General features: G+C 48.2%; 23 protein-coding genes and 1 tRNA gene. 5 read left to right on the forward strand and 19 right to left on the reverse strand.

What is annotated here, in order from left to right:
* Positions 1-16: 16 nt before the first annotated feature.
* On the reverse strand, positions 17-1,240 hold the full coding sequence (locus ACTHUR_RS10020; protein ID WP_004520648.1) for a sugar MFS transporter: 1,224 nt from the start codon (positions 1,238-1,240) through the stop codon (positions 17-19).
* A 274-nt stretch (positions 1,241-1,514) separates the two neighbouring features.
* On the opposite strand from ACTHUR_RS10020, the gene ACTHUR_RS10025 reads away from it, so the two are divergent.
* Positions 1,515-1,928 carry a YqaA family protein gene (locus tag ACTHUR_RS10025; RefSeq protein WP_004520647.1) on the forward strand — a complete coding sequence of 138 codons (414 nt, stop codon included), beginning with the start codon at positions 1,515-1,517 and terminating at the stop codon, positions 1,926-1,928.
* 65 nt (positions 1,929-1,993) lie between these two features.
* Here ACTHUR_RS10025 and ACTHUR_RS10030 read toward each other — a convergent pair whose 3' ends face one another.
* The 4 genes from ACTHUR_RS10030 to ACTHUR_RS10045 form a co-directional block, all read right to left on the reverse strand.
* Positions 1,994-3,187: an amino acid aminotransferase gene (locus tag ACTHUR_RS10030; protein WP_004520646.1), complete on the reverse strand. Its 1,194-nt coding sequence runs from the start codon at positions 3,185-3,187 to the stop codon at positions 1,994-1,996.
* Positions 3,188-3,284: 97 nt separating this feature from the next.
* Positions 3,285-3,935, reverse strand: coding sequence for an HAD family hydrolase (locus tag ACTHUR_RS10035; protein WP_004520645.1), 651 nt, complete (start codon positions 3,933-3,935; stop codon positions 3,285-3,287).
* A gap of 69 nt (positions 3,936-4,004) precedes the next feature.
* On the reverse strand, positions 4,005-4,949 hold the full coding sequence (locus ACTHUR_RS10040; RefSeq protein WP_070695303.1) for a cation diffusion facilitator family transporter: 945 nt from the start codon (positions 4,947-4,949) through the stop codon (positions 4,005-4,007).
* Positions 4,950-4,964: 15 nt separating this feature from the next.
* On the reverse strand, positions 4,965-5,795 hold the full coding sequence (locus tag ACTHUR_RS10045) for a ferritin-like domain-containing protein (RefSeq protein WP_070624822.1): 831 nt from the start codon (positions 5,793-5,795) through the stop codon (positions 4,965-4,967).
* A gap of 289 nt (positions 5,796-6,084) precedes the next feature.
* Here ACTHUR_RS10045 and lolA point away from each other — a divergent pair, with 289 nt between their 5' ends.
* Entirely contained in the window at positions 6,085-6,705 is a 621-nt protein-coding gene (lolA, locus tag ACTHUR_RS10050) for an outer membrane lipoprotein chaperone LolA (RefSeq protein WP_004520641.1), read from the forward strand.
* Positions 6,706-6,798: 93 nt separating this feature from the next.
* On the opposite strand, the gene glmM is transcribed toward lolA, so the two are convergent.
* Both glmM and ACTHUR_RS10060 read right to left on the reverse strand, forming a co-directional pair.
* Positions 6,799-8,136: a phosphoglucosamine mutase gene (glmM, locus tag ACTHUR_RS10055; protein ID WP_004520640.1), complete on the reverse strand. Its 1,338-nt coding sequence runs from the start codon at positions 8,134-8,136 to the stop codon at positions 6,799-6,801.
* A 216-nt stretch (positions 8,137-8,352) separates the two neighbouring features.
* Positions 8,353-9,219, reverse strand: coding sequence for a c-type cytochrome (locus ACTHUR_RS10060; protein ID WP_070624823.1), 867 nt, complete (start codon positions 9,217-9,219; stop codon positions 8,353-8,355).
* 285 nt (positions 9,220-9,504) lie between these two features.
* Here ACTHUR_RS10060 and ACTHUR_RS10065 point away from each other — a divergent pair.
* Positions 9,505-9,580 (forward strand) — tRNA-Arg (locus ACTHUR_RS10065).
* A 94-nt stretch (positions 9,581-9,674) separates the two neighbouring features.
* Here the strand turns inward: ACTHUR_RS10065 and ACTHUR_RS10070 are convergent.
* Positions 9,675-10,865, reverse strand: coding sequence for an amino acid aminotransferase (locus ACTHUR_RS10070; RefSeq protein ID WP_070695302.1), 1,191 nt, complete (start codon positions 10,863-10,865; stop codon positions 9,675-9,677).
* A 110-nt stretch (positions 10,866-10,975) separates the two neighbouring features.
* Positions 10,976-11,749, reverse strand: coding sequence for a FadR/GntR family transcriptional regulator (locus tag ACTHUR_RS10075; RefSeq protein WP_004520637.1), 774 nt, complete (start codon positions 11,747-11,749; stop codon positions 10,976-10,978).
* A 339-nt stretch (positions 11,750-12,088) separates the two neighbouring features.
* Here ACTHUR_RS10075 and ACTHUR_RS10080 point away from each other — a divergent pair, with 339 nt between their 5' ends.
* Positions 12,089-14,065 carry a TonB-dependent copper receptor gene (locus ACTHUR_RS10080; RefSeq protein WP_004520636.1) on the forward strand — a complete coding sequence of 659 codons (1,977 nt, stop codon included), beginning with the start codon at positions 12,089-12,091 and terminating at the stop codon, positions 14,063-14,065.
* 127 nt (positions 14,066-14,192) lie between these two features.
* On the opposite strand, the gene ACTHUR_RS10085 is transcribed toward ACTHUR_RS10080, so the two are convergent.
* From ACTHUR_RS10085 to ACTHUR_RS10100, 4 genes are all read right to left on the reverse strand, one after another.
* The gene (locus ACTHUR_RS10085) at positions 14,193-15,530 is read right to left on the reverse strand and encodes a sodium-dependent transporter (protein ID WP_049344650.1); all 1,338 of its coding nucleotides are present in this window, start codon (positions 15,528-15,530) and stop codon (positions 14,193-14,195) included.
* A 266-nt stretch (positions 15,531-15,796) separates the two neighbouring features.
* The gene (locus ACTHUR_RS10090; RefSeq protein ID WP_049323129.1) at positions 15,797-16,702 is read right to left on the reverse strand and encodes a metal ABC transporter solute-binding protein, Zn/Mn family; all 906 of its coding nucleotides are present in this window, start codon (positions 16,700-16,702) and stop codon (positions 15,797-15,799) included.
* Between the two features lie 79 nt (positions 16,703-16,781).
* Positions 16,782-17,657 (reverse strand): metal ABC transporter permease, encoded by an 876-nt coding sequence (locus ACTHUR_RS10095; protein WP_003747573.1) that lies wholly within the window; start codon positions 17,655-17,657, stop codon positions 16,782-16,784.
* Between the two features lie 76 nt (positions 17,658-17,733).
* Complete coding sequence (locus ACTHUR_RS10100; protein WP_188208635.1) at positions 17,734-18,459, reverse strand: metal ABC transporter ATP-binding protein; 726 nt, start codon at positions 18,457-18,459, stop codon at positions 17,734-17,736.
* Between the two features lie 270 nt (positions 18,460-18,729).
* On the opposite strand from ACTHUR_RS10100, the gene ACTHUR_RS10105 reads away from it, so the two are divergent.
* Positions 18,730-19,026, forward strand: a complete 297-nt coding sequence (locus ACTHUR_RS10105) for a DUF2288 domain-containing protein (protein ID WP_004520632.1) — start codon at positions 18,730-18,732, stop codon at positions 19,024-19,026.
* Between the two features lie 63 nt (positions 19,027-19,089).
* Here the strand turns inward: ACTHUR_RS10105 and apaG are convergent, their stop codons facing one another.
* The 6 genes from apaG to hpnD all read right to left on the reverse strand — a co-directional run bounded on the left by apaG (position 19,090) and on the right by hpnD (position 24,149).
* Entirely contained in the window at positions 19,090-19,458 is a 369-nt protein-coding gene (gene apaG / locus ACTHUR_RS10110; RefSeq protein ID WP_004520630.1) for a Co2+/Mg2+ efflux protein ApaG, read from the reverse strand.
* Positions 19,459-19,556: 98 nt separating this feature from the next.
* Entirely contained in the window at positions 19,557-20,045 is a 489-nt protein-coding gene (locus tag ACTHUR_RS10115; protein ID WP_039862448.1) for a phosphatidylglycerophosphatase A family protein, read from the reverse strand.
* A complete protein-coding gene (thiL, locus tag ACTHUR_RS10120; protein WP_004520628.1) occupies positions 20,038-20,994 on the reverse strand; it encodes a thiamine-phosphate kinase in 957 nt (318 codons plus the stop codon). The genes ACTHUR_RS10115 and thiL overlap by 8 nt, the downstream gene beginning before the upstream one ends.
* 187 nt (positions 20,995-21,181) lie before the next feature.
* Positions 21,182-21,901, reverse strand: coding sequence for an SDR family oxidoreductase (locus ACTHUR_RS10125; RefSeq protein ID WP_003682583.1), 720 nt, complete (start codon positions 21,899-21,901; stop codon positions 21,182-21,184).
* 95 nt (positions 21,902-21,996) lie between these two features.
* Positions 21,997-23,304: a hydroxysqualene dehydroxylase HpnE gene (gene hpnE / locus ACTHUR_RS10130; RefSeq protein ID WP_070695300.1), complete on the reverse strand. Its 1,308-nt coding sequence runs from the start codon at positions 23,302-23,304 to the stop codon at positions 21,997-21,999.
* Positions 23,301-24,149: a presqualene diphosphate synthase HpnD gene (gene hpnD, locus ACTHUR_RS10135; protein WP_004520626.1), complete on the reverse strand. Its 849-nt coding sequence runs from the start codon at positions 24,147-24,149 to the stop codon at positions 23,301-23,303. The genes hpnE and hpnD overlap by 4 nt, the downstream gene beginning before the upstream one ends.
* Between the last annotated feature and the right edge of the window lie 274 nt (positions 24,150-24,423).

The following is a 24,423-nucleotide window of genomic DNA, read 5'->3' on the forward strand; positions in this document are numbered from 1 at the left end:
CTTTTATCATGATGGATTATTCGTCAGCTTTATAGCCTTTTATAGCAAAGAAGACGATGTATACATAACAAATCGCCGATACAACGAAAGAAATCATCAGGCCGTAAGTATCTGCAGCCCAACCTTGTACCACAGGCACAACCGCACCGCCGACAATCGCAGTACACAATACGCCGGAAGCGCTGCTGGTAAATCGACCCAGACCTTTGGTTGCCAAAGAGAAAATGGTTGGGAACATGATGGAGTTGAAGAAGCCGATAGCCAACAATGCCCACATCGCAATATCCGCACTGGCTTTACCTGCCAACATAGCAACGCCCAACAAGGCAACAGCAGCAGTAGCGTTAAATGCCAAATAGCGGTTAGGCGCAATTTTCGCCATGATGGCAGAGCCTAAGAAACGGCCGACCATCGCGCCGCCCCAGTAGAACGACAAATATTTCGCGGCAGATGCGTGGTCCAAACCTTTCAGATAGCCCAACACGCTGACCAATAAAGAACCGATGGATACTTCCGCACCGACATAACAGAAAATACCGGCCGCACCAAAAACCAAATGACGGTATTGCCATACGCTGTGTTTGCCATCATGGTTGTGTTCGCTCTCTTCTTCAGCAATTTTGTTTGCGTCAGGCAGACGAATCATTTTGACGAATACAGCCAAAATAATCAGCAGACCGGCCAAACCTAAATATGGAATTTGAACAGAAGAAATTTGCTCGGCTTTGCTGACAGTTTGTGTCGCATCAGCCAAAATCAGGAATGCGCCGATTTGCGGAGCAATGGTCGTACCCAAAGAGTTAAATGCCTGAACCAAAGTCAGTGTTGCAGATTCTTTACCCGGTTTGGACAGCAAAGTCACATAAGGGTTACCCGCCACTTGCAACAGTGTTACACCTGAAGCCAAAATAAACAATGCACCCAAAAAAGTTGCATAAGAATGACTGCCAGCAGCAGGATAAAAGAGTAGACAGCCGATGGCAGTCAATACGAAGCCGCTAATCACGCCGTTTTTATAGCCGATTTTGCCGACCAAATAGCCCATCGGGATCGACATAATCGCATAAGCGGTAAAGAAACAGAATTGAATCAGCATCGCCTGAACATAAGTTAGGTCGAAAATATCTTTCAAATGCGGAATCAAAATATCATTCATGCAGGTAATGAAACCCATCATGAAAAAGAGTGTGGTTAGGACAACCAGCGCAGGAGTATGATTTTGTTGTGAATGCGCAGACATGATTTGCCTTTCGTTTTGTTAAGATTTGCTGGAAAAATGAGCTTAAATCAGTTCATTAAACTTAACACCCATTAACAGCCGCCCGTATCATACTGATAATCCGTCACTTTGAAAACTATTTTCTAACAGCCGACTACATTATCCTTCAGACGTTTAATTTTAAAAATTTCAATAATATTGGATTTATCTTTTATTAGATTAAAAAATAAAGGCATAATCCTCTTACTAAGCCTATTATTTCTTTTTTACAATATCACTTGATGTAACTCAAAACATGCCACCTCTTTACGCTTACCTTGCCCTGATTGCTTCTGCCTTCACTTCAGCCACACTACTTCCGGGTACATCCGAGGCGGCATACGCCGCATTTGTGTACCAATATCCGCAACATGCCCTCGGCGCATGTTTGTGTGCCGGTTTGGCGAATGGCTTGGGCAGTATGGTTTCGTATTACATGGGCAGAATGTTTCCGGCCAAGAAAAGGCCGTCTGAAAAAGTATTGGCGCGTATACAAAGATGGGGAATTTGGCCGCTATTATTTGCATGGTTGCCGATTATCGGCGATGCCCTCCCCCTTGCCACAGGCTGGCTCAGGCTTAATGCTTTGCATTGCGCCATCATTCTGATTGCAGGCAAACTGCTGCGCTATGCCATGATTTATTGGGGAATGAACATAGTTGCCGGATAAGTTTCCACAGTCAAAAATAAAGGCCGTCTGAATGATTCAGACGGCCTTTGCCTTTAATTCGACAATTACAAGACTTTCACAATACTTTCGCACAGGTAGTCGATATTGTCATCGGTAATGCCTGCAACATTAATGCGGCCGGAACGGACGGCATAAATGGCAAACTCGTTTTTCAAACGGTCAACTTGTTCGGGAGTCAAGCCGCTGAAAGAGAACATACCGTTTTGTTCGATAATGAAATCAAAGTCTTGGGTTGCACCTTTGGCCTTGAGCAACTCAACAAATTTTTGGCGCATGGCTTTGATGCGGCCGCGCATTTCATCAAGTTCGGCAATCCATTGTGCTTTCAAATCATCATTTTTCAACACCAGCGCAATGGTGTTCGCACCGTGTGAAGCTGGGTTGGAATACAAGGTACGGATGATGGTTTTGACTTGGCTGTGGGCGCGGGCTGCAGTTTCTTCATCTTCGGCCACCAAAGTGAACGCGCCGACGCGCTCGTTGTACATACCGAAGTTTTTGGAATAAGAACTGGCAATCAGCAATTCTGTATTGTGTTTCAAGAACACGCGCAAGCCGTAGGCATCTTCTTCCAAGCCATTGCCGAAGCCTTGGTAGGCAAAGTCAAACAGTGGCAACCAGCCTTTTTCGGCAGAAAGTTTTGCCAAAGTTTCCCATTGTTCGGGCGTAGGGTCGATGCCGGTAGGGTTGTGGCAGCAGCCGTGCAGCAGGACGATGTCGCCTTTTTGCGCTTGGCTCAAGTCTTCAATCATGCCATCCCAATCCAAACCGTGTTTGGCGGCATCATAGTAACGATACGGTTTGTCTTGGATACCGACCGCTTTGGCGATGGCGTTGTGGTTAGGCCAAGTCGGATTGGAAATCCAGATGGTTTGCGCGTTCAACTGGCGTTTGACAAATTCGGCCGCAATGCGCAATGCACCTGTACCGCCAAGGCTTTGCGCTGTTTTGGCGCGACGGCTGGCAATGATTTCGTGGTCTTTACCAAATAACAGGATTTGGGTTTGCTCGTTGTAATCGGCAACGCCGTCGATGGTCAGGTAATTTTTAGTTGTCTCGCTTTCCAACAGGCGTTTTTCAGCCTCTTTGACGGCTTTGACAATAGGCGTTGCGCCGGATGCGTCTTTGTACACGCCGATACCGAGATTGACTTTTTCGGGACGGGTTTCGGCTTTAAACGCTTCGCCCAAACCTAAAATCGGATCAGCAGGAGCTGCTTCGATATGCTTGAAGAACATGATTTTTCTCTTTACAAGTGTAAAACGGTTGAAAAAATACAAATTTGTGTAATTTTACGCCGTTTCAGGCCGTCTGAAAACGGATTATTACAGGGTTTTAACGCAAGATTGCCAACAAATCCAAAGGTGTGGCAATACGGAAATCGGCGAACCAGTTTTCGGTTTGGTCTTCGGCAGAAATATAACCCCAATCGGCAAGCACGGTTATCATTCCTGCATTTTTGCCTGCCTGCATATCGCGCTCGGCATCGCCGACATAAAAACATCGCTGCGCCTCAACGCCAATCTGTTCGCACGCATAAAACATAGGCTTCACGCTGGGCTTGGGTTCATCGCAGGTATCGCCGCTGACAATGACGGCGGGAGGCGCGGCAAACCCGAGCTTAGGCACGAGGACATCGGTAAAACGCATGGGCTTGTTGGTAATAATGCCCCATTGGATACCGCGTTGAACTAAGGCTTCCAACATTTCGTTTACGCCGTCGAACAAAATGGTTTGATCGGCATAACAGCGGCTGTATTCATCCAAAAACTCTTTACGCCATTGCATATAGTCCGGATGGTCGGGCGTAATGCCTGCACCAAGTTTGAGCAAACCGCTCGCACCGTGGCTGGCCTGCGGACGGATTTCATCCATGCTTTTTTCTGGCAAACCGTGTCGGCGCAATACCGTGTTGAGCGCACCACCCAAATCAAGTGCGGTATCGGCAAGCGTGCCGTCAAGGTCGAATAATACGGCTTGGGTCATAAGTATTCCTTTGATGATTTTAGAAGGCCGTCTGAACAATCCAACAAGTTTCAGACGGCCTGAATATGGTTAATGGTGATGGTGTTCGTGCATTTCCTGCGAACACAAAACTTCATCTTTATGCGGATGCTGTTCGCTTTCAATCTGAATCGTACAATGCCCGATGTTATGATGCGCCAATTCATGTTCGATGCGGTAGGCGATTTGTTCGGACTCTGCAACCGTCATGTTGCCATCTACGACAATATGGCAGGATAAAACGTGGATATTGCTGGTAATCGTCCAAACATGCAAGTCGTGAACGGATTTTACGCCCTCCATATTGCGGATAACGCTGAGCAACTCATCGGTATGGATGTTTTCCGGCGCGCCTTCCATCAAAATGTGCAAAGTCTGTTTAAACAGCTTCCAGCCGCTGCACCCTACCAAAGCCGCCACCAATACGCTGGCAACCGTATCCGCCCATTGCCAGCCATACGCCATCATCAGTACCGCTGCGACAATCGCCCCTATCGAGCCGAACAAATCGCTGATTACGTGCAGATACGCGCCGCGCATATTGACGTTTTCTTCGGTATCGCCATTCTTCAACATATAAACGGCGACGCCGATGTTGACCAGCAAACCGATGATACTGACCACCAACATGCCGCCCGTCAAAATTTCCGGCGGATAAAACAATCGTTTGACTGCTTCATAAAAAATCATCGCCGCAATCAACACCAGCGATAATCCGTTAAACATCGCCGTCAAAATTTCAAAACGCTTGTAACCGAATGTCTTTTGCAGCGTGGTCTGTTTCTCGCCAAGTTTGAATGCCGACAATGCTACGCCCAGCGAAAACGCATCGCTGAACATATGCCCCGCATCGGAAAGCAGGGCCAAAGAGTTGGTCAGCCAACCGCCGACCGCCTCAACCAGCATAAATCCGATAATAACGAAAAATGAAATGCGCAATACCTGCTTGTTGGCGGTATGCGTGTGCGCGTGCGAATGATCGTGATGATGTGCCATAATGATTTTACCGTTTCAGACGGCCTTTTTATCCTGTTTCAAACTTTTCTCAAAATCTTCCAACATATCCAACTCAAAACGGCTGAATCCCGCGCGTTCCCGTGCTTCGATATTGACGTAACCGCGGAAGATAAACATATCGTAACGCGCAATCAGGCTGCGGAACAAGGCAACCGGTTCCAAACCGCGCTCACGGCAAAGATGCTGATACCAATGATTGCCGATGGCGACATGCCCTACTTCATCGCGATAAATAATATCCAACACATCGCAGGTTTCCACATCGCCGCGCTGTGCCACTTTTGCACGAATACCCGGCGTGACATCCAAACCGCGCGCTTCCAACACCCGCGGTACCAAAGCCATGCGCAACAAAGGATCGTAAGCAGTTTTATATGCCATATCCCACAAATGCCCGTGCGCTTCAAAATCGCCGTAATCGTAGCCCAAGCTGTTCAGACGGCCACGCATCAAGCCGAAGTGAAACACTTCTTCTTTCGCCACCCTTACCCAATCGCGTACAAACTGAAACGGCATATTGCGAAAACGATACGCCGCATCCAAAGCCAGATTAATCGCATTAAATTCAATGTGCGCAATCGCATGCAACATGGCCGCATAGCCTTCGACCGTATTCATCTTGCGCGGCGTAACCTCCGAAGGCGCAACTAAACGCGGACGCAACGGATGTCCGGCAAAACGGCAATCCACGGGTTTCGACTCCTCAACCGTCAAACCTTCCGCCTCGCCCAACTGCGCAAACAAGGTCTGCGTCAACCTTCCCTTTTCATCCGGATTGTCCGACAGCAAAGCCTGTTCCAATAAAGGATAAGGATTCAGATACATACAAAACCATTGTTTTAAAAAGACAAATATTATAACCGTTTTAAAAAGCAAACAGAAAGACTATAATTTCAAGCTTTCCGTAAAATGACATTAAATACCACACCAAGCCCTTATGCGTTTCATTAAAAAAACGTCAAAACCAAATGCAGGCCATCTGAAGAAATGAAATTATTTCAGTCACTTGATTGGATTTTTCATATTTACACAAATTAAACCCTCCATTCAACCCCTTGTCTGTTACACCATAACGTCTATACTGAACCCATCTCTCCGAACAAGGAACCAAAACATGAAAACTACCCGACTGTTCACCCTGACCGCTGCCGCGCTGCTTTCTTCAGCTATCGGCTTTGCACAAGCCGACGCAGTGGACGCCCTGAAAAAATTCAATAATGACGCCGACGGTATCAGCGGCAACTTCAGCCAAACCGTTCACAGCAAAAAGAAAACCCAAACCACACACGGTACATTCAAAATCCTGCGCCCTGGCTTGTTCAAATGGGAGTACACCAAACCCTACAAACAAACCATCGTCGGCGACGGCAAAACCATTTGGCTCTATGACGTAGATTTGGCACAAGTAACCAAGTCCTCACAAGACCAAACCATCGGCGACAGCCCTGCCGCCATCCTCTCCAACAAAACGGCATTGGACAGCAGCTACACGCTGAAAGAAGACGGTTCTGCCAACGGTATCGACTACGTTTTGGCTACACCTAAGAAAAACAACGCCGGCTATCAATACATCCGCATCGGCTTCAAAGGCGACAACCTCGCCGCCATGCAGCTGAAAGACAGCTTCGGCAACCAAACCAGCATCAGCTTCAGCGGCTTGAACACCAAGCCTAACCTTTCCAGCGGTATGTTCAAATTTACCCCTCCTAAAGGCGTTGATGTCTTGAGCAACTAAGCTTCTAATGAAACACAAAGGCCGTCTGAACAACAGACGGCCTTTTATAACAGACGGCCTTTTATTTAGTTCAATTCAAAATCAAACACACTGTTACTTTTGACCTTGAATGGCCGCGGCAATTTTTTCTGCGCCTTTTTTCGCCCAGTCTGCCTGCTTGGCTTCCACCATCACGCGCACGACAGGCTCGGTACCGGATGCGCGCAAGACCACGCGGCCTTTGCCTTCGAGTTCTTTTTCCACTTCAGCCAAAGCCTCTTTGGAAGCGTCCTGCCAGTTTTGGCCTTTTTTGATGCGGACGTTGATCATGGTTTGCGGATACGGCTGCCAATCGGCGCAAACGGTGGCAAGGTCTTGATTCAAGGTTTGCAATGCGGCCAAAACTTGCAGCGCGGAAATGATGCCGTCACCGGTATTGTGTTTGTCCATACACAAAATATGACCGCTGGCTTCGCCGCCAATCAGCCAACCGCGTTGGTGGAGCTGTTCCAACACATAGCGGTCGCCCACTTTGGCGCGGCAGAAATCAACGCCCTGCTCTTTCAAAGCAACTTCCATCGCCATATTGGTCATTACCGTACCCACCACGCCGCCGATCTCCACGCCTTCGTGCGCGCGTGCTTTGGCAATCACATAAATCAAGCTGTCGCCGTCATACACTTTGCCATTGCGGTCAACCATCATCAAACGGTCGCCATCGCCATCCAAGGCAATGCCGTAATCGGCTTCATTTTGCAACACAGCCGCTTGCAAAGCTTTCGGATGGGTCGCACCACATTTCTCATTGATGTTGTAGCCGTTTGGCTCATCACCGATGCTTACTACTTGCGCACCCAATTCGTGGAATACTTTAGGCGCAACTGCATAGCCCGCACCATTGGCGGTATCGACCACCAATTTCAGACCGCGCAAGTCCAAATGGCTTGGGAAAGTGGATTTACAGAACTCGATATAGCGGTCATCCGCACCATTAATCCGGCGCGCACGGCCTAAACGGCTGGATGGCTGTGTTTTCATTTCCTCATCGATTTTGGCTTCGATTTCCAATTCGATTTCATCGCTCAACTTCACACCGCCTTCGGCAAAGAATTTAATGCCGTTGTCAGAATAAACGTTATGGGACGCAGAAATCATCACACCGGCAGACAAACGCAAAGCACGGGTCAAATACGCTACGCCCGGAGTCGGCAGAGGGCCGGTTTGAATAACATTGACACCGGCGGCGGTAAAACCGGCAATCAGCGCAGCTTCCAGCATATAGCCTGAAATACGCGTGTCTTTACCGATCAAGACGGTTGGTTTGATTTCGCCTTCGTGCTGCACCAAAACCTGACCTGCCGCATAGCCTAATTTCAAGACAAAATCAGGATTGATAGGAAACTGACCGACTTCGCCACGCACACCGTCAGTACCGAAATATTTTTTTGCCATGAGATAACTCCGTGGTTGTTTTGTCGTATGTGAATATGGTTGAACTTCTTTAAAAGAATCTTGATTGTATTCGAAGGCCGTCTGAATCTTTCAGACGACCCTTGATCATGAGAATAATTTACTACTTCAGTATTATAGCAAGATCCAGATTTCCTGCACAAAAAAAGCGCATCCTTTTGCAGAATGCGCTTCCTATTCGAGATTCAAAATCAAATCTTAGAATTTAGCACCAGACTGATTAGCCATGTAATCAACTGCAGCTTTCACTTCATCATCGCTCAGGCTACCGTTACCACCTTTGGCAGGCATTGCGTTAAAGCCTTCGAGTGCGTGTTTGTGCAGGGTGTCTTTACCTTGTTTGATACGAGGAGCCCAGTCTTCTTTTTTACCTACATGAGGAACACCTGGAACTGCGCCGCCGTGACATGCTTGGCAGTTGGCTTCGTAAACTTTTTTGCCGTCTGCACCGCCGGCTGCTGGAGCTGCCACACCTTTGTCATCTGCTTTGGCCACATCTGCTTTAGGGGCTTCTGCAGGAGCTGCACCTTCAGCCGCCGGAGCTGAAGCGGCTTCACCGGAAGCGGCTGCATCGGCAGGAGCTGCGGCATCAGGATCAGGGAAAGTACCGCCGGCTTTGTTGGCCATATAAGTAATGGCGCGTTTCAATTCTTGATCGGTCAAATCAGCCGCACCGCCTTTGGCAGGCATTGCGTTGAAACCATTCAGAGCGTGTTGGAACAAGGTATCGAAACCTTGTGCAATGCGAGGCGCCCAATCGCCTTTGTTTTCAAATTTAGGCGCGTTAGGAACGATGCTGTCTGCCGCGTGACATTGAATACAGATTTTGTTGAAAATCTGATCGCCTTGACGCTCGCCGACTGGAATACCATCGCCCAATTTCAGTTGGCCGACTGGCTGGATACGGGTTTGAGTCGCAGCTTCGGTTGTTTCGGCAACATCGCCGAATGAACCGCTTCCCGCCAGTTTGATCAGGAAGTAAATCACTGCAATGACAATAACGATACCGCTCACAAGGGTGAACAATGCAGAGCCTTGGGCTTTGTGGTCGCGGAGTTGTTTCATTTGGTAGGCCTCGCCGTTAGGTTAGGTTGTGCTGTAAGTTATAGTTTATGTGTTAAACGCAGTTAACAATATTTTGCTGGATTATACTGAATTCGCAAAGGCTTTCCAATCCATCTTGAGAAAAAGATACGCAAAAATCCTCAAAAGGCCATCTAAATTCTGCTAAGCCTTTGTAGTTAATTGATTATTCCAGCTATGCAAAAAAGTGACCGCCAATGCCACTTTCAGACACTTTCAAGATAAACTTTGCCAATAAAGCCAATATGCGTTAACCTTACGGCTTTCGCACCCATAGCTCAGTTGGAAGAGTGTCAGTTTCCGAAGCTGGAGGTCACAGGTTCGATCCCTGTTGGGTGCGCCAATTATAAATAGGCCGTCTGAAAGATGAAAATTTTTCAGACGGCCTTTTGATTTACTTCAAATAAAACTACATTCAATTTCAGATTGAACGGCTATTACAACACTTTGGCAAATGCTTCGGCCACATAATCGATATTCGATGCATTCAATCCTGCCACACACATCCTACCCGAATCCAGCAGGTAAACGGCAAACTCGTCACGCAGGCGGTGTACCTGCTCTACGGTTAGGCCTGTATAGCTGAACATACCGCGCTGTTTGATGAAATAGCTGAAATCACGATTGGGGATTTTGGCCGTCAAAACATCATAAAGTTTCTGACGCATGGCACGGATGCGGTCGCGCATGGCGTAAACCTCGTTTTCCCACAAAGCGCGTAGCTCATCGCTGTTCATCACATCAGAAGCGATGTATGCGCCATGCGCGGCAGGACTGGAATAAATGCGGCGGACGGTAAATTTCAACTGTCCGAACACCAGCTCTGCTTCTTCCTTATTGGGACACACTACGCTCAAACCACCGACGCGCTCGCCGTACAGCGACAGGTTTTTCGAGAAAGAGTTGCTGACAAACAAAGGCAGACCCATTTCGACGGCTTTGCGAATTGCATACGCATCGCTGTCTAAATCTTCGCCGAAACCTTGATAGGCAATATCCATAAACGGAATCAGCTTGTGCGTTTTGATAATATCCAACACTTCATCCCATTGCGCTTTCGACATATCTACGCCGGTCGGGTTTTGACAGCATGGATGCAAAATCAAGACGCTGTTTTCCGGCAATGTTTTGAAAAACGCAGTCATTTCTTCAAATTTCACGCCGACGGTTTCAGGGTTGTAATAAGGATACGTCCCCACTTCAAAACCTGCGCCTTCAAAAATGCCTTTATGGTTGTCCCAAGTCGGATCGCTGACATAGGCTTTTGCATCAGGGAACCAACGGCGCAAAAAGTCGGCACCGACTTTCAACGCCCCCGAGCCGCCTAAAGTCTGTACGGTCGCAACGCTACCTTCTGCCAATGCCGGATTATCCTTGCCAAACAACAAACGCTGAACGGCACTCCGATAAGTATCCAAACCTTCCATCGGCAGATAAGGAGAGGGGCGCGGTACGGCCGCACGCTCTGCTTCTGCCCGGCGGACAGATTCCAAAACCGGCATTTTGCCTTCGTCATCAAAATAAATGCCTATGCTCAAATTGACTTTTTCAGGACGCTCGTCGCGTTTGAAGGTTTCAACCAAACTCAAAATCGGGTCGCCCGGATAATACTCGACATGACGGTACATGGTGCTTCCTTTGTTTTCAGACAGAATTAATGAAGATTGTGGCACTAAAAGGCCTTATTTGCAAAATCAGGCCGTCTGAAAAATTCAGACGGCCTGATTATTTTTAAACGCTACCAATCTACTCGTTTCAAATCGTTTTGTGCCAATACATCCGCATGCTCGCTGCGGCTTTGATATTCCCTGTCCTGCAAAATGCGGCGGGCGACATAATTCAAATGCAGTTTGGCCGCTTCCGCCGCCTCAGCCGGTTTGGCCTGGGCAATGGCTTCAAAAATAGCGCGGTGCTGGGCAATTAGCGTCGGGCGCGGGTCTTCGGTTTGATGGATATAGATAATGCCGCTGCGTGTTTGCTGATAAAGCATTTTGAGCAGGCTGCTGGAAAGGTGGCTGAACAGGATATTGTGTGCGGCATCAGCAATAGTTTGATGGAAACTGACGTCTGCCTCGGCTTGATGTTCCAAATTTCCGCTTTCACAGGCCGTTTCAAACTTCTGCTGCCAGAAGTCAATACGTTTCAAATCGGCGTCAGTCCGTCTTTCGGCGGCCAGCGCCGCCATACAGCCTTCAACGTGACAACTGAAATCGAATACGTCTGTTTCCCAATTGGTATGTTTGCCGAGCAACTCCTGCCAGCTTTGCAAAAAATCCTGCTGCGGCTTGACGGAAACATAATAGCCATCGCCCTGCCGCGCTTCCAAAACCTGCTTGGCAATCAAGATATTCAATGCCACCCTGACTGACGGACGCGATACGCCGAATTCTTCCGCAAGCGTACGTTCGGGAGGCAATTTACTGCCTTCTTCATAAATGCCGGTCGCGATACGTTCTTCCAAAACGGCTAAAACCTGATCGCTGATTTTTTGCGGACGAACCAATTTCGTCATGTTGTATTCCTGATGATTGAAGGACAGTTGTATTCAAACGGCCATAAATTGGATTGACCAATTGGCCGCTCATTCTAATCAATCCCCTATTTTTTCGTCAAGGAATGCCATTCTTCCCATCGCAAGCAGTTTAATTCAAACACATTCATTTTTATCAAGTAACCTCACCAATGCCTTCAAATCAATATTTTGGTATGACCAATCTTAATAAACAACCTATGCGCCCAAAATCTGAAAATATTGATTTAGATTAAAATCCCGCTGCTTCTATTTAACTAGACTTTATGTATAATACTTAGGTATTAGTTAACATAATTCCTAATAATAGAGAGAAACAATATGAAATACCCACCATTACTTATCTTACCCATTACCTTAGCCGTATCCCAAACATGGGCAGATACCGATCCTACACCTGAAGAAACGGTTACCCTTTCCCCTGTCACCGTCACCGGCACACAACAACAAAAAGCCAACCGCGTTACTTTCAACCCCAAAGCTGCTTTGCAACCCCTCCCTGCCGGAGACGGGGCAGACCTTTTACAATCCGTGCCCAACATGAGCATCATCCGTAAAGGAGGTAGCTCGGGCGATCCGCTGTTCCGTGGTTTGGGCGGCTCGCGCCTCTCCGTCAATGCCGACGATCAGTTTATTTATGGCGGTTGCGGTATGCGCATGGACCCGCCGACTGCCTATATCCACCCCAATTCATTTGATAAAGTCGTGGTTACTAAAGGCCCGCAAACCGTTACCCAAGGCATGGGTTTGGTCAGCGGCTCAGTGCAATTTATCCGTACAGATCCTGATTTCACTGAGAAACCTTACAATATTAACGCCACCCTGACAGCAGGCAGCAACGACCGCCTTGACGGCTCGCTGGAAGCCGAGTTCGGCGGCAAATACGGCTATGTCCGTACCAATATCTCCCATAACGAAGCCGACGATTACAAAGACGGCGACGGCAACCGCATTCACTCCCACTTCAAACGCGACAGCCAAATGTTGCAACTGGGTGTTACTCCGACAGAAAACACCACCATTGCCGGCACATACGAGCGCAGCAGAGCCAAGGTTGCCTACGCCGACCGCATGATGGACGGCAGCAAATTCGACCGTGATGCGTGGAATATCCGTTTTACCCAACGCAACCTCACACCATGGTTCAGCGAGTTGGAACTGCGCTACGGTAAAAGCGAAATCGACCACGTGATGGACACATACAGCCTGCGTACCATCTACAATCCTGCCGGCAAGCAGATTAAAAATGCCAACAACCCTAAACGCAATACCGATACAGGCCGTCTGAAAGCCACTTTCGATTGGGACAAGCTCAACCTGCAAACCGGTTTGGATTATTTGGACGACGTCCACGTCGCGCGTCATGAGCGTGGCGGCGACGGCTACAGCCACAAGCCTTACATGCCCAACCAAAGTTTCAAACAATGGGGTATTTTCACCGAAGCCTCTTGGCAACAAACCGACAATCAACGCTGGGTAGCAGGTTTTCGCCATGACCAAGTCAAAGCGCATTACGATACCGCGCGTGTTACCGACCCCGTTTTGAAACATCAGAAATTCAATTTGAACTCAGGCTTCCTGCGTTGGGAAAGAAATACGGACAACGGTCTGAAATACTATGCCGGATTCGGCATTGCCGAACGCGCGCCTGACTACTGGGAACGCCTGCACTCTGAAAACAAAGCCATCCGCGCAGAGCAAAACCGCCAAATCGATGCAGGCGTAATCTGGAAACGTCCTAATCTCCACGCATCCGTATCCGTATTCGGCAGCGACATCAAAGACTTCATCATGATGGAGAGCAAAGACAAGATTTTCAACGTGCGCAACATCAACGCTTCACGCTTTGGCGGCGAAGCCGAAGTCAAATGGACATTTGCGCCTAACTGGGAAGTCGGCACCAGCCTCGCCTACACCCACGGCAAAAACCGTACCGACGGCAAACCTTTGGCACAAACGCCACCGCTCGAGTGGAACAACACCCTCGCCTTTGACAACGGCAAATTCAGTGCGGGCGCATTATGGCGCGTCGTGGCCAAACAAAACCGTTACAGCAAAGGCCAAGGCAATATCGTCGGCCAAGACATCGGCGCTTCTTCGGGCTTTGGCGTACTCTCGCTCAACGCTGGTTGGAAATTCAGCAAATACGCCACATTACAAGGTGGCGTGGACAACGTGTTCAACAAAAACTATGCTGAATTCGTCAGCCGCGGCGGCGACCCGTCTGCCGGTACACAAACCATGCGCGTGAACGAACCCGGCCGTACTGCATGGCTGAGACTGCAAGCGAAGTTCTAATCAGCCTCATGCGTATATAAAAAGGCCGTCTGAAAAATTTTCAGACGGCCTTAATATTTTTAATGATGTTTTTAAACAAACAGTCCGGCGAAACAATGCAACGCCGGACTGTTTGCTCTCTATCGGATTAAATCAAACCCAAAGAGTTGATGAACACGACAATAATCGCAATCGGCGCAAGATAGCGAAGCGCACCCAACCACAGGTAAAGCAGCTGTTTCGGAATGGTGCTGCCCATGCCCGCATCACGCAGGACAGACTGTTTGTCCTGAACCCATGATGTAAACACGGCAACGCTCAATGCGCCAATCGGCATGATGACGGCAGAAATAATGAAGTCCCACAAATCAAAAATAGTTTTTCCGAAAATCTTAAAATCGCCCCAAACGCCAAATGACAGCGCCGAAGGAATACCAACTATGAAAATCGCAATACCGGTTACCCAAGCGTGGCTGCTGCGCTTTTTCTCGTCTTGGCGGATGGTTGCCGCGATAACGGTTTCCAGCATGGAAAACGCGGAAGTCAGCGTCGCAAAGACAACCAACAGCATAAACACGGCAAACAAATACGTACCCATCGGCATTTTCATGAAGACCGCAGGCAACACGACAAAAATCAAACCAGGGCCTTGGCCGGGTTCAAAACCGAAGGCAAATACCGCAGGGAAAATCACCAAACCGGCCAGCAGCGACACAAACAGGTTCATCCACATAATCATATGGCCGGAGCGGAACATATCCTGATCCTTACCCAAATACGAGGCATAGGTAATCATCGCGGACACGCCAATACTCAACGCAAAAAATGCCTGACCCAAAGCAGTCAGCATCGTACCCGGTTTCAAATACGACCAATCCGGTTTCAACAAGAATGCCACGCCCTCCATTGCGCCGGGCAAGGTCAGCGAACGGATAGCCAGCGCGATAAAAAGGATAAACAAACCCGGCATCAACACGCGGTTTGCCTTTTCAATGCCGTCTGAAATGCCGCCTTTAACCACCCAAATGGTAATCAGCATGAACAAGCCTTGGTAAAACAGCGAACCAAACGGTGAAGAAATCGTGTTGCCGAACAAGGCTTCAAAGTCTGCGCCGGCATGAATTTCACCGGTAAAGCTGTGCACGACGTAGTTCAATACCCAGCCGCCGACCACGCTATAAAACGACAGCAAAATAAAACACGCGGCCACACCCATGCGGCCGACCCACGGCCACTGCGAACCCGGGCGCAATACTTTAAAGGAATCAATGGCGTTTTTACCGCCTGTACGGCCGATGTAAAACTCAGCCAGTTGAACCGGTAAAGCCACCAAAATGGTGAAAATCAAAAACAAAAGAAAGAATACGGCGCCGCCGTTGGTACCGGCTGTATAAGGGAATTTCCAAATTGCACCCAAACCGATGGCCGAGCCTGCCGCAGCAAGCACAAAGCCGATTTTGGATGACCAAGACGAATGATTGCTCATGATGTAAGTTTAAGAAACGTGAAGATGCCGAATTGTAACAGGGTGAAGTCAAGCCGTGAGTGGCTGACGGACAGCCGATAAGCAATTCGCACGGATGGTGCGTACTTATCAAGCAAATTGGCATGAATTTTTGATAATTAAGCTTTTAATAGCACAAAACTAATTTTTATATTTTAAATTTGACGATTTGTTTTAAAAATAAGCATATAAAAGGCCGTCTGAAACCTTGTTTCCAAGTTTCAGACGGCCTTTATCTTGAAACCGTTTTATTTTTTCATGGCATCAGTCAAAACTTTGACATTGTAGCGGTACATGCCGATGTAACTGTTGGCCGGTGCGCCACCCAGTGCATCGGAATACAAACGTCCGCTGACATTGACGCCGGTTTCTTTGGCGATACGGTCAATCATGCGCGTGTCTTTGATGTTTTCGGTAAAGACGGCTTTAATGCCCTCGCGTTTGATTTGACGGATGATGGAAGCCACTTGTTTGGCAGACGGCTCGGCTTCGCTGCTCACGCCTTGAGGGGCGATGAATTCAATATTGTAGCGTTTGCCCATGTACGTGAACGCATCGTGTCCGGTCAAGACTTTACGCTTGGCGGCAGGTACGGCATTAAAGGCAGCCTGCGCATCGCTGTGCAATTTTTTCAGCTGCATTTGATAGTTGCCCAAACGTTGCTGATAGTAGGTTTTGCCTTCAGGGTCGGCTTGAATCAGCGCATTGGCAACGTTTTGCGCATAAGTACCCATCAAGACGGGGTCGGTCCAAACGTGCGGGTCAAATTCGCCGTGATCGTGATGATGGCCTTCATGATCGTGGTCATGATGATGGCCGCCCTCTTCTGCTTTCAAAGCCTGAATGCCTTTGGTCGCTTCGGCGAAAGGCACTTTGCTTTGTTTAACTGCGCGTTGTACATCGGCGGCTTCCAAGCCCAAGCCGTTGAGCAATACCAATTTTGCGCTGCGGATTTTTTTGATGTCGCCGCTGGTCATGTGGTAGGCATGGCTGTCTTGGTTGGCACCCACCAAGCTTTGAACGGCCACGCGGTCGCCGCCAATCTGTTTGGCCACGTCGCCCAAAATGCTGAAGCTGGTGACAACAGGCAACGGAGCGGCATAAGCGGCACCGGTCAATAATGCGGCAACGATGCCGAGTTTCCAATGTTTCATATTCTCTCCAGTGATATAACGTAACATTAACATCATCATAAGACAGACTGTCTGATTATTCAAGCGGCCGTCTGAAAAATCATGCCGTGCGGTGTTTCTTGCGGCGCAGCCATTTTGCCAAAATGCCGCCTTCCCAACCGAACACGACGGAAATCAGGTAAAGCGTGCCGCAGCATAAAATAATCGCCGGGCCGGACGGGATTTCGATATGGTAGGAAAACAACAATCCTGCCAAGCCGCAAAGCAAAGCCAATGCGACCGACAAAATCATCAGCCAACCCATGCTTTTCGCCCACAGTCTGGCAGTAATCGCCGGCAACATCATCAAACCGACCGACATCAGCGTACCCAATGCCTGAAAACCGGCAACCAGATTCATCACGACCAGTACCAAAAACAACACATGCCAAAAGCCGCCCTTACCGCCGACAGCCTTGAGGAACAAAGGGTCTATGCTTTCCAACACCAGCGGGCGGAACATGACCGCCATCAGCAAAATAGTGACACTTGCAGAAACGGCAATCAGCTGCAAAGCCGGAATATCCACCGCCAAGACCGAGCCAAACAGCAAATGCAGCAAATCGACGCTGCTGCCGTTTTTGCTGACCAAAACCACACCGATGGCGAGGCTGCTCAAATAAAATGCGGCAAAGTTCGCATCTTCTTTCAATGAAGTAAACCGGCTGACTAAACCGGCCAACAAAGCCATCAGCAAACCGGCTGCAAAACCGCCAACACTCATCGCAGGCAAACTCAAACCGGCAAACATATAGCCAATGGCCGCACCGGGCAAAACCGCATGGCTCAAGGCATCGCCCACCAAACTCATGCGGCGCATCACCAAAAATACACCGACAGGCGCCGCGCTCAATGCCAGGCAGAAAATCGACGCCAGGGCATAGCGCATAAAGTCGAATTCGACGAACGGCGCGACGACCAAATCATATAAATCCATGTTTTATCGCTTTTTTATTAATCTCTGAAAGCCTGAGGCCGTCTGAAAAACACTTACTTTCAGACGGCCTTGTCCATTAAACCGCGCACCAATCGGCCGCTTCCTGCTTCTGCATCATTCGGTTGGCCTGTGCCAAAAATTCATCGGTCAACACATTTTCCGTCGCACCGGCTGTCACTTTTTCACGCGCCAAAAGCAGCGTGTTGGCAAAATATGCCCGCACCTGCTCGTAATCATGCAACACGGCAATCACTGCCTGACCGTCCTGATGGCACTGGCGCAAAACTTCCAACAGCGCATAAGTCGTCCGCGCATCCACCGCGTTAAACGGCTCATCCAGCAGCAAAAATTTGGCATCCTGCACTAGCATCCGCGCAAACAATACGCGTTGGAATTGGCCATTGGACAAGTGCGCGATTTGGCGCGTGGCAAAATCCTGCATTTCCACGCGTTCCAAAGCCACCATCACGCGCTTTTTCTGCGCCGCGTTCACACGCCCGAAAAAGCCGATTTCATACCACAGCCCCATCGCTGCCAGTTCAAACACCGTCATCGGCTGGCTGCGGTCAATGTCCGACTGCTGCGGCAGATAGGCAATATCCTTGCGTGCCATATTTTCATAGCGCACGCTGCCCGTATCCGTCTTCTGCAAGCCCATAATGGCTTTGAGCAGGGTCGATTTACCCGCGCCGTTCGGCCCGAAAATCGTCCACATTTTGCCATCTTCAAACACCATATCGACATGGTGCACCACCGGCCTGCGCTGATAGCTGACCGTCAGATTTTCCACCACGATACTCATGGCGATACCGCCCAAAAATATACAGCCCACAACGCCGCCAATGCGACAAGCGCAATCAGCAGCCTTTGCAGCAATCCGGTCAACAATACAGAATTCATAAGCCTAAAACCGCCCTTGTCCAAATACGGACAACAGGCCGTCTGAAAGAAAATTAAAACATTAAAATGATACTGTATAACGTTAACCCTGTAAATTTCTTTCGTTTTCAGACGGCATCGGGCAAAAGGCCGAATATCGGTTACAATCCGTTTTTTATTTGATGATTGTCCTATGTCTATTCCACTCTTAAACGAAAAACTCAATACCGAAACCGCCCGCATTTCATGGGAAGAGCTGCAACCCCACTTCGCACGCGGTGCCGCCGTCTATGTTGCGCCCGATTTGGATTTGATTGCCGTCGCCCGTCATGTTGCCGAAGATGAAGCCGCGCCATTGAAACAATGGATGGAACAAGGCAAATTCGGTGCCATCAGCGATGATATGGCACGCACATTTTTAGCGGATAAGCAGGAAATGTGGGCGGTTGTCGTAGCGCCGTGGGTATTGGTACAGCCTTGCAAAGACTGATAAGGTCGTCTGAAAAATAAAACCGGAACATTTCCCATGTTCCGGTTTTATTTTTCAGACGACCTATTGCAAAGTAAAGCCTGCTTTGAATTCAAGCTTCGGCACCCCGATAACGAAACGTTTGCCGATGCTGTCTTCAAACTCATACGCGCCTTCGATACTGCCCCAAGGCGTGCTGATTTGCGAACCGCTGTTGTACTCATAGGCTTCGCCCGGGTACAAAACAGGTTGCTCTTCAATCAGGCCAACATGACCGACCTGCTCTGTCTCACCGTGTCCGTCGGTGATTTCCCAAAAACGCTGACGCAAAGTAATGATTTTATCACTGCGGTTGCAGATGGTGATCAGATAATTGAAGGCGTAACGGTCGCGATAGACGTCGCTCTGACCGGCCATATAACGCGGCTCCACGTTAATCTCGATTTCATTCATAATTGTTTACCCCGTATGGTATTTATTTTATTTCAATATCCGGATAATTCCGGCGTGCCCGCCCTATTTTTGCAAAGGGTCGAAACACTTAAAACGCATCACGCGATCCAATAAAACAGGCCCAAGACCATCAAGGTCATCACAGCCGCAATCAAATCATCAAGCATAATGCCTAAACCTCCATGAATCCATTGGTCAAACCATTTTATCGGCCATGGTTTCAACGCATCAAACAAGCGGAAAATAACAAAAGCCGCCAGCCACCAGCTCCATTTAAACGGAATCAGCGACAGCACCAACAGCATCGCGACAATTTCATCCCAGACGATACCGCCGTAATCCTGAATACCCAGCTCCCTCTCGGTATAACCGCAAATGCGGATACCCCAGAAGAACAAGGCGATACACAATAAAAGCAATATCCAGCCGTCTATGCCCAACAGGCACAATACAAAAGCCAGAGGTAATGCTGCCAGCGTTCCGGCCGTACCCGGAGCAACCGGCGACAAGCCGCTGCCAAAACCGAATCCTAAAAAACACAATGGTTTGTGCAACAGCCAAGAAAAAGTAGGTTTACGTTCAGCCAAAATGATCAAATCCTAAAGAAGTCAGTTCCAATACGCCGCCTTCGGCATCCAAAATATTCAGACGGCCTGAGTCAGTCATTTTACCAATTCGGGCGACCGGTACGCCACTTTGTTCCGCTACCTGATAAACGCGTTCCCTATCTTCTGGAGCAGCAGTAAAAATCAGTTCGTAATCATCGCCGCCGGCTAATACCGCCGACAACCATTGTTCGCGCGACAAAACGTTTTTCAATTCAGGCAACGACGGCACACAATCGGCAAATATTTCCGCCCCGACAGCAGAGGCTTTTAAAATATGCCCCACATCTTGAGCCAGGCCGTCTGAAACATCTTGCGCGGCATGGGCAAACGGCAACAATGCCTGCCCCAATGAAACGCGCGGTTCCGGACGGAGCAATTTATCATCGCAAACTGCCATGATTTCAGACGGTAATTGATAATGCCCCAGATGTTTGTTCAAAGCAGCGGCAGCCAAACCCAACCGACCCGATACCCAAATATCGTCGCCGACTTCGGCCGCATCACGCCGCAGGGCATTCCCTGTCGGAACTTCACCTACTATTGTTACATTAAAGACCAAATCGCCTTTGGTGGTATCGCCACCAATCAACACCGTATCAAAACGCGCGGCCAAAGCAAAAAAGCTATCGCAAAAACGTTTGAGCCAGTCTTGATTCAATTCAGGCAGCGCAGCACTGAGCAACACCCAACGTGGTTTGGCACCCATAGCGGCCATATCGGATAAGTTTACTGCAAGCATTTTCCATGCCAAATCTTCAGGTGAAACATCTTCAAAAAAATGTCTGCCCTTAACCAACATATCAGCGCTAAAACATAAATCAAATCCGTTACTTGGGCGAATAATAGCGGCATCGTCCCCTATGCCCAAAATCAAACCTTCCGATTTTTGTCGCTGCAAATATTGTCTGATAAAGTCAAATTCCGTCATATTTATCCAATACAACTATAACTTAGATTACTATATCTAATTTTGTGCCAGCCTGATGTTTGCCTGCTAAAACGTCAAACATTACACTTCAACATTATTTAGATATAAAACTCAATAAGTTAAAGGCCGTCTGAAAATATAGATTTCAGACGGCCTCATGTTCTCAAACCACTCTGAGCAGGTAGATTTACAGATAGACGATTTCGCCTGTCCGCCCCCTGCTCTCTTGACTTGCCCACCAAATAAATTGCGGCAGGACATCTTCGTAGTTTTTACGTTCGCTTTTCGATTCGCCCGGATGCGATTTAATACGTTGCGGCGAATTGATGGCGCCCGGCACCAAAACATTGGCACGCAGGTTGTCAAAACGTTCCCACTCGTCCGCGGCCACTTTACACAAATAATTGAGCGCAGCTTTGGAGGCACCGAAACCGCCCCAATAGGCTTGCGGTTTTTCGCCGTGGCTTTCGCCGACAAAAATCACAGAAGCATCTTCGGATTGCTTCAACAATGGGAACAGCGCACGGGTCAAACCCATAGGCGCAACGGTGTTGATACGGTATTGGTTGACCCATTCCGATACGGTTTGAAAATCCAATGGCGACAAGGCATAGAAATAGCTGGCACAATGTACCACGCCATCCAATTTTCCGCCGGTCGCTTCATCAATAGTCTCCGCAAATTGCTTAAACTCTTTCTCCTCCGCGCTCATCAAATCAAAGCAGATGGCAAACGGCTCAGGGCTGCCCGCAGCCACAATGGCATCATATACTTTTTCCAAACGCTTTTGATGACGCGCCACCAAAATGACAGTCGCTCCGGCAGCCGCATAGGCTTTGGCAACCTGCTCGCCCAAGCCTTGGGATGCGCCGGTAATCAAGATGGTTTTGTTCGCTAATGTCGTCATGACTTTTCCTTGAACTTTATGGTTTTGGATATTGTATCGGCTTGGTAAGTTTTGTAAAGTCAAAAAGGCCGTCTGAACATTCAGACGGCCTCAGTTTATTCAACCCGCAAATCCAGCATAAGTTTTTCAGCCGCAGCAAAGCCCGACTGAACCGCAGCTTCCAATGTTGCCGGATAACGCGGATGGAGATAGTCGCCGGCTGGATAAATACGGCGATGATGCAACCATGAGAAATCAGGTTGTACAAAATCAACCGTTGCCGCCGTAGTCGCGCGTTTTTCAGTAATAATGCGTACGGCTTCAGGCGTACCCAAATCCGGACAAATCCGCTTAATGTCCGCATGAATTTTCTCGGCTAAATCTTTATCCTTCCGTGCCTCGGTGTAATCGGAAACGCTGATGACGACCGCGACTTCATTATCCGGCAAACCCAACGCCCCCCGATGTAACACCCATTGCGCCGCACCATCAAAAAATCCCGTTAAAGGCTCAGGTAGTTTGACTGCTTGTGCATAACGCAAATAAACCGTAGTAATCGCATGGTAATGCAACGATTGATAGGCCGTCTGAATATAGTCAGGCGTATCTTCAGGCAGAAGTGCGTCAACATGATATGGTGCAATAGCCAAAACAACCGCATCAAATACTTCGCCATTGATTTCAACTCGGCCATCGATATGATGGTTTAAATGGGAAATACGAGTTTCAAGATGTATTTCTGCACCATGCTTGTGCAGAAAATCCAAAGCCGGTTCGGCTACGATCCGCCCTAAATCCTGCTTAGGCAAAAGATAATCGCTGTTCGCCTTTTCAGACCACACGCCATCATTCAATACATTACATAAAATGCGCAACGATGCCTGTTCTAACGGCGTATTTAAAGCACCCCAAACCAAAGGTTGCCAAAATTGCCCAAGCAGGCTGCGCGGAACATTTCGTGTTCTCAACCACTTTGCAACCGTCAAATCGGTTTTATGATGATCAGCCCAACGTTGCAATGCCGACATATCCGACAGCAATTTGATTTTCAATGAAAAAGAAAGATTTTTAGCACGCAGGATACCGACAAGCAAATGCCAAGGCGCAGGCAGAGAGGCCGTCTGAAACTGCAATCCCTCATGAATGTACCATCGCAAAGGCTGGCGTAAAAAGGCTGATTCAGGTTGAACGCCGATATGTTGCATCAAAGTTTGAACACCATGATACGCACCCAACAAGATATGCTGCCCATTATCCAAAAAGCTGAATCCACCATCTTTCCCAGCTATGCTACGCGCCCTACCGCCAGCCTGTCTCCCAGCCTCAAACAAAGAAATATCGGCTCGATGAATCAGGGAAACCGCCGCAGACAAACCTGCCCAACCGGCACCAATTACAGCAATTTTTGGACGCTTAGTCTTCATGGTTTAAATCCAAACAGCCAAGTTTTCAAAGCAATACGTTTTTTACGGGGAGAAGGAATCGCAATTTTATAAGTCAACACATTTTGCGCACCATCACGGTCAATTTCATTCAACAACGCATAATAAATAGCCGCCATAATCAGGCCGACTTTTTGTGATTTCTTATCCTCAGCCGGCAAAAGCAACATCGCTTCACGATAAGTTTCACGCGCCCTATTCACTTGAAACTGCATCAATTGTGCAAAATTTTCTGTCGGTTTGCACTGCATAATTACGTTGGCAGGTACGTCAAACTTCTGCATTTCCTCTATCGGCAGATAAATTCTTCCTTGTCGCGCATCTTCGCCCACATCACGAATAATGTTCGTCAACTGCAAAGCCAAGCCCATTTTGTCCGCATATTCCAAAGTTTTCAGATTGGAAAAACCTAAAATCCGCGCAATAAGACGCCCCACAACTCCGGCAACACGGTGACAATACAGCTTTAATTCATCAAAACTACCATAACGAGCCTGCTCCAAATCCATCTGCATGCCATCAATCAAGGCCTCAAATTCATTCTTCGGCAAGTCAAAATTTTCCCGAATATCTTTTAAAGCCTGATGAACGGGATGCTCAGGCATCTCATTATTAAACACTTTCTCCAAATCACTGCGCCACCAGTTCAACGTTATCTGAGCTACATTTGGATCGGTACAGCTATCAACTACATCGTCTAGTTCGCGACAAAAAGCGTATAAAACAGTGATCGCATTCCGTTTTTCTACCGATAAAAAACGAAAGCCGGATAAAAAACTGGAATGGCTTTCGGCAACCTTTTGATGACAATAATCCAAAGCAAGCACTGTGTATCCTAAAAATATCGTTATAAATAATTAGCAGGGATTTTATCTGTATTTAAAAAAGTACGCCAATATCAAAAATTCATCTTACAACAAGGCCGTCTGAAAGCTAATCTTAAGTATCTTTCAGACGGCCTAATATCTTACGTCGCCAAGATCGAAACCAGCAGCATCACCACCAGCAGCTGTATCAAGGAGTAGCCCCTCTGCACAGTTGCCCTATCCCATTTTCTGTCAAATGCCTTTAAGTACATATCTTTCTTCCCTTTATCTTCTA

The sequence above is a fragment of the Neisseria sp. P0021.S007 genome, assembly GCF_051956855.1.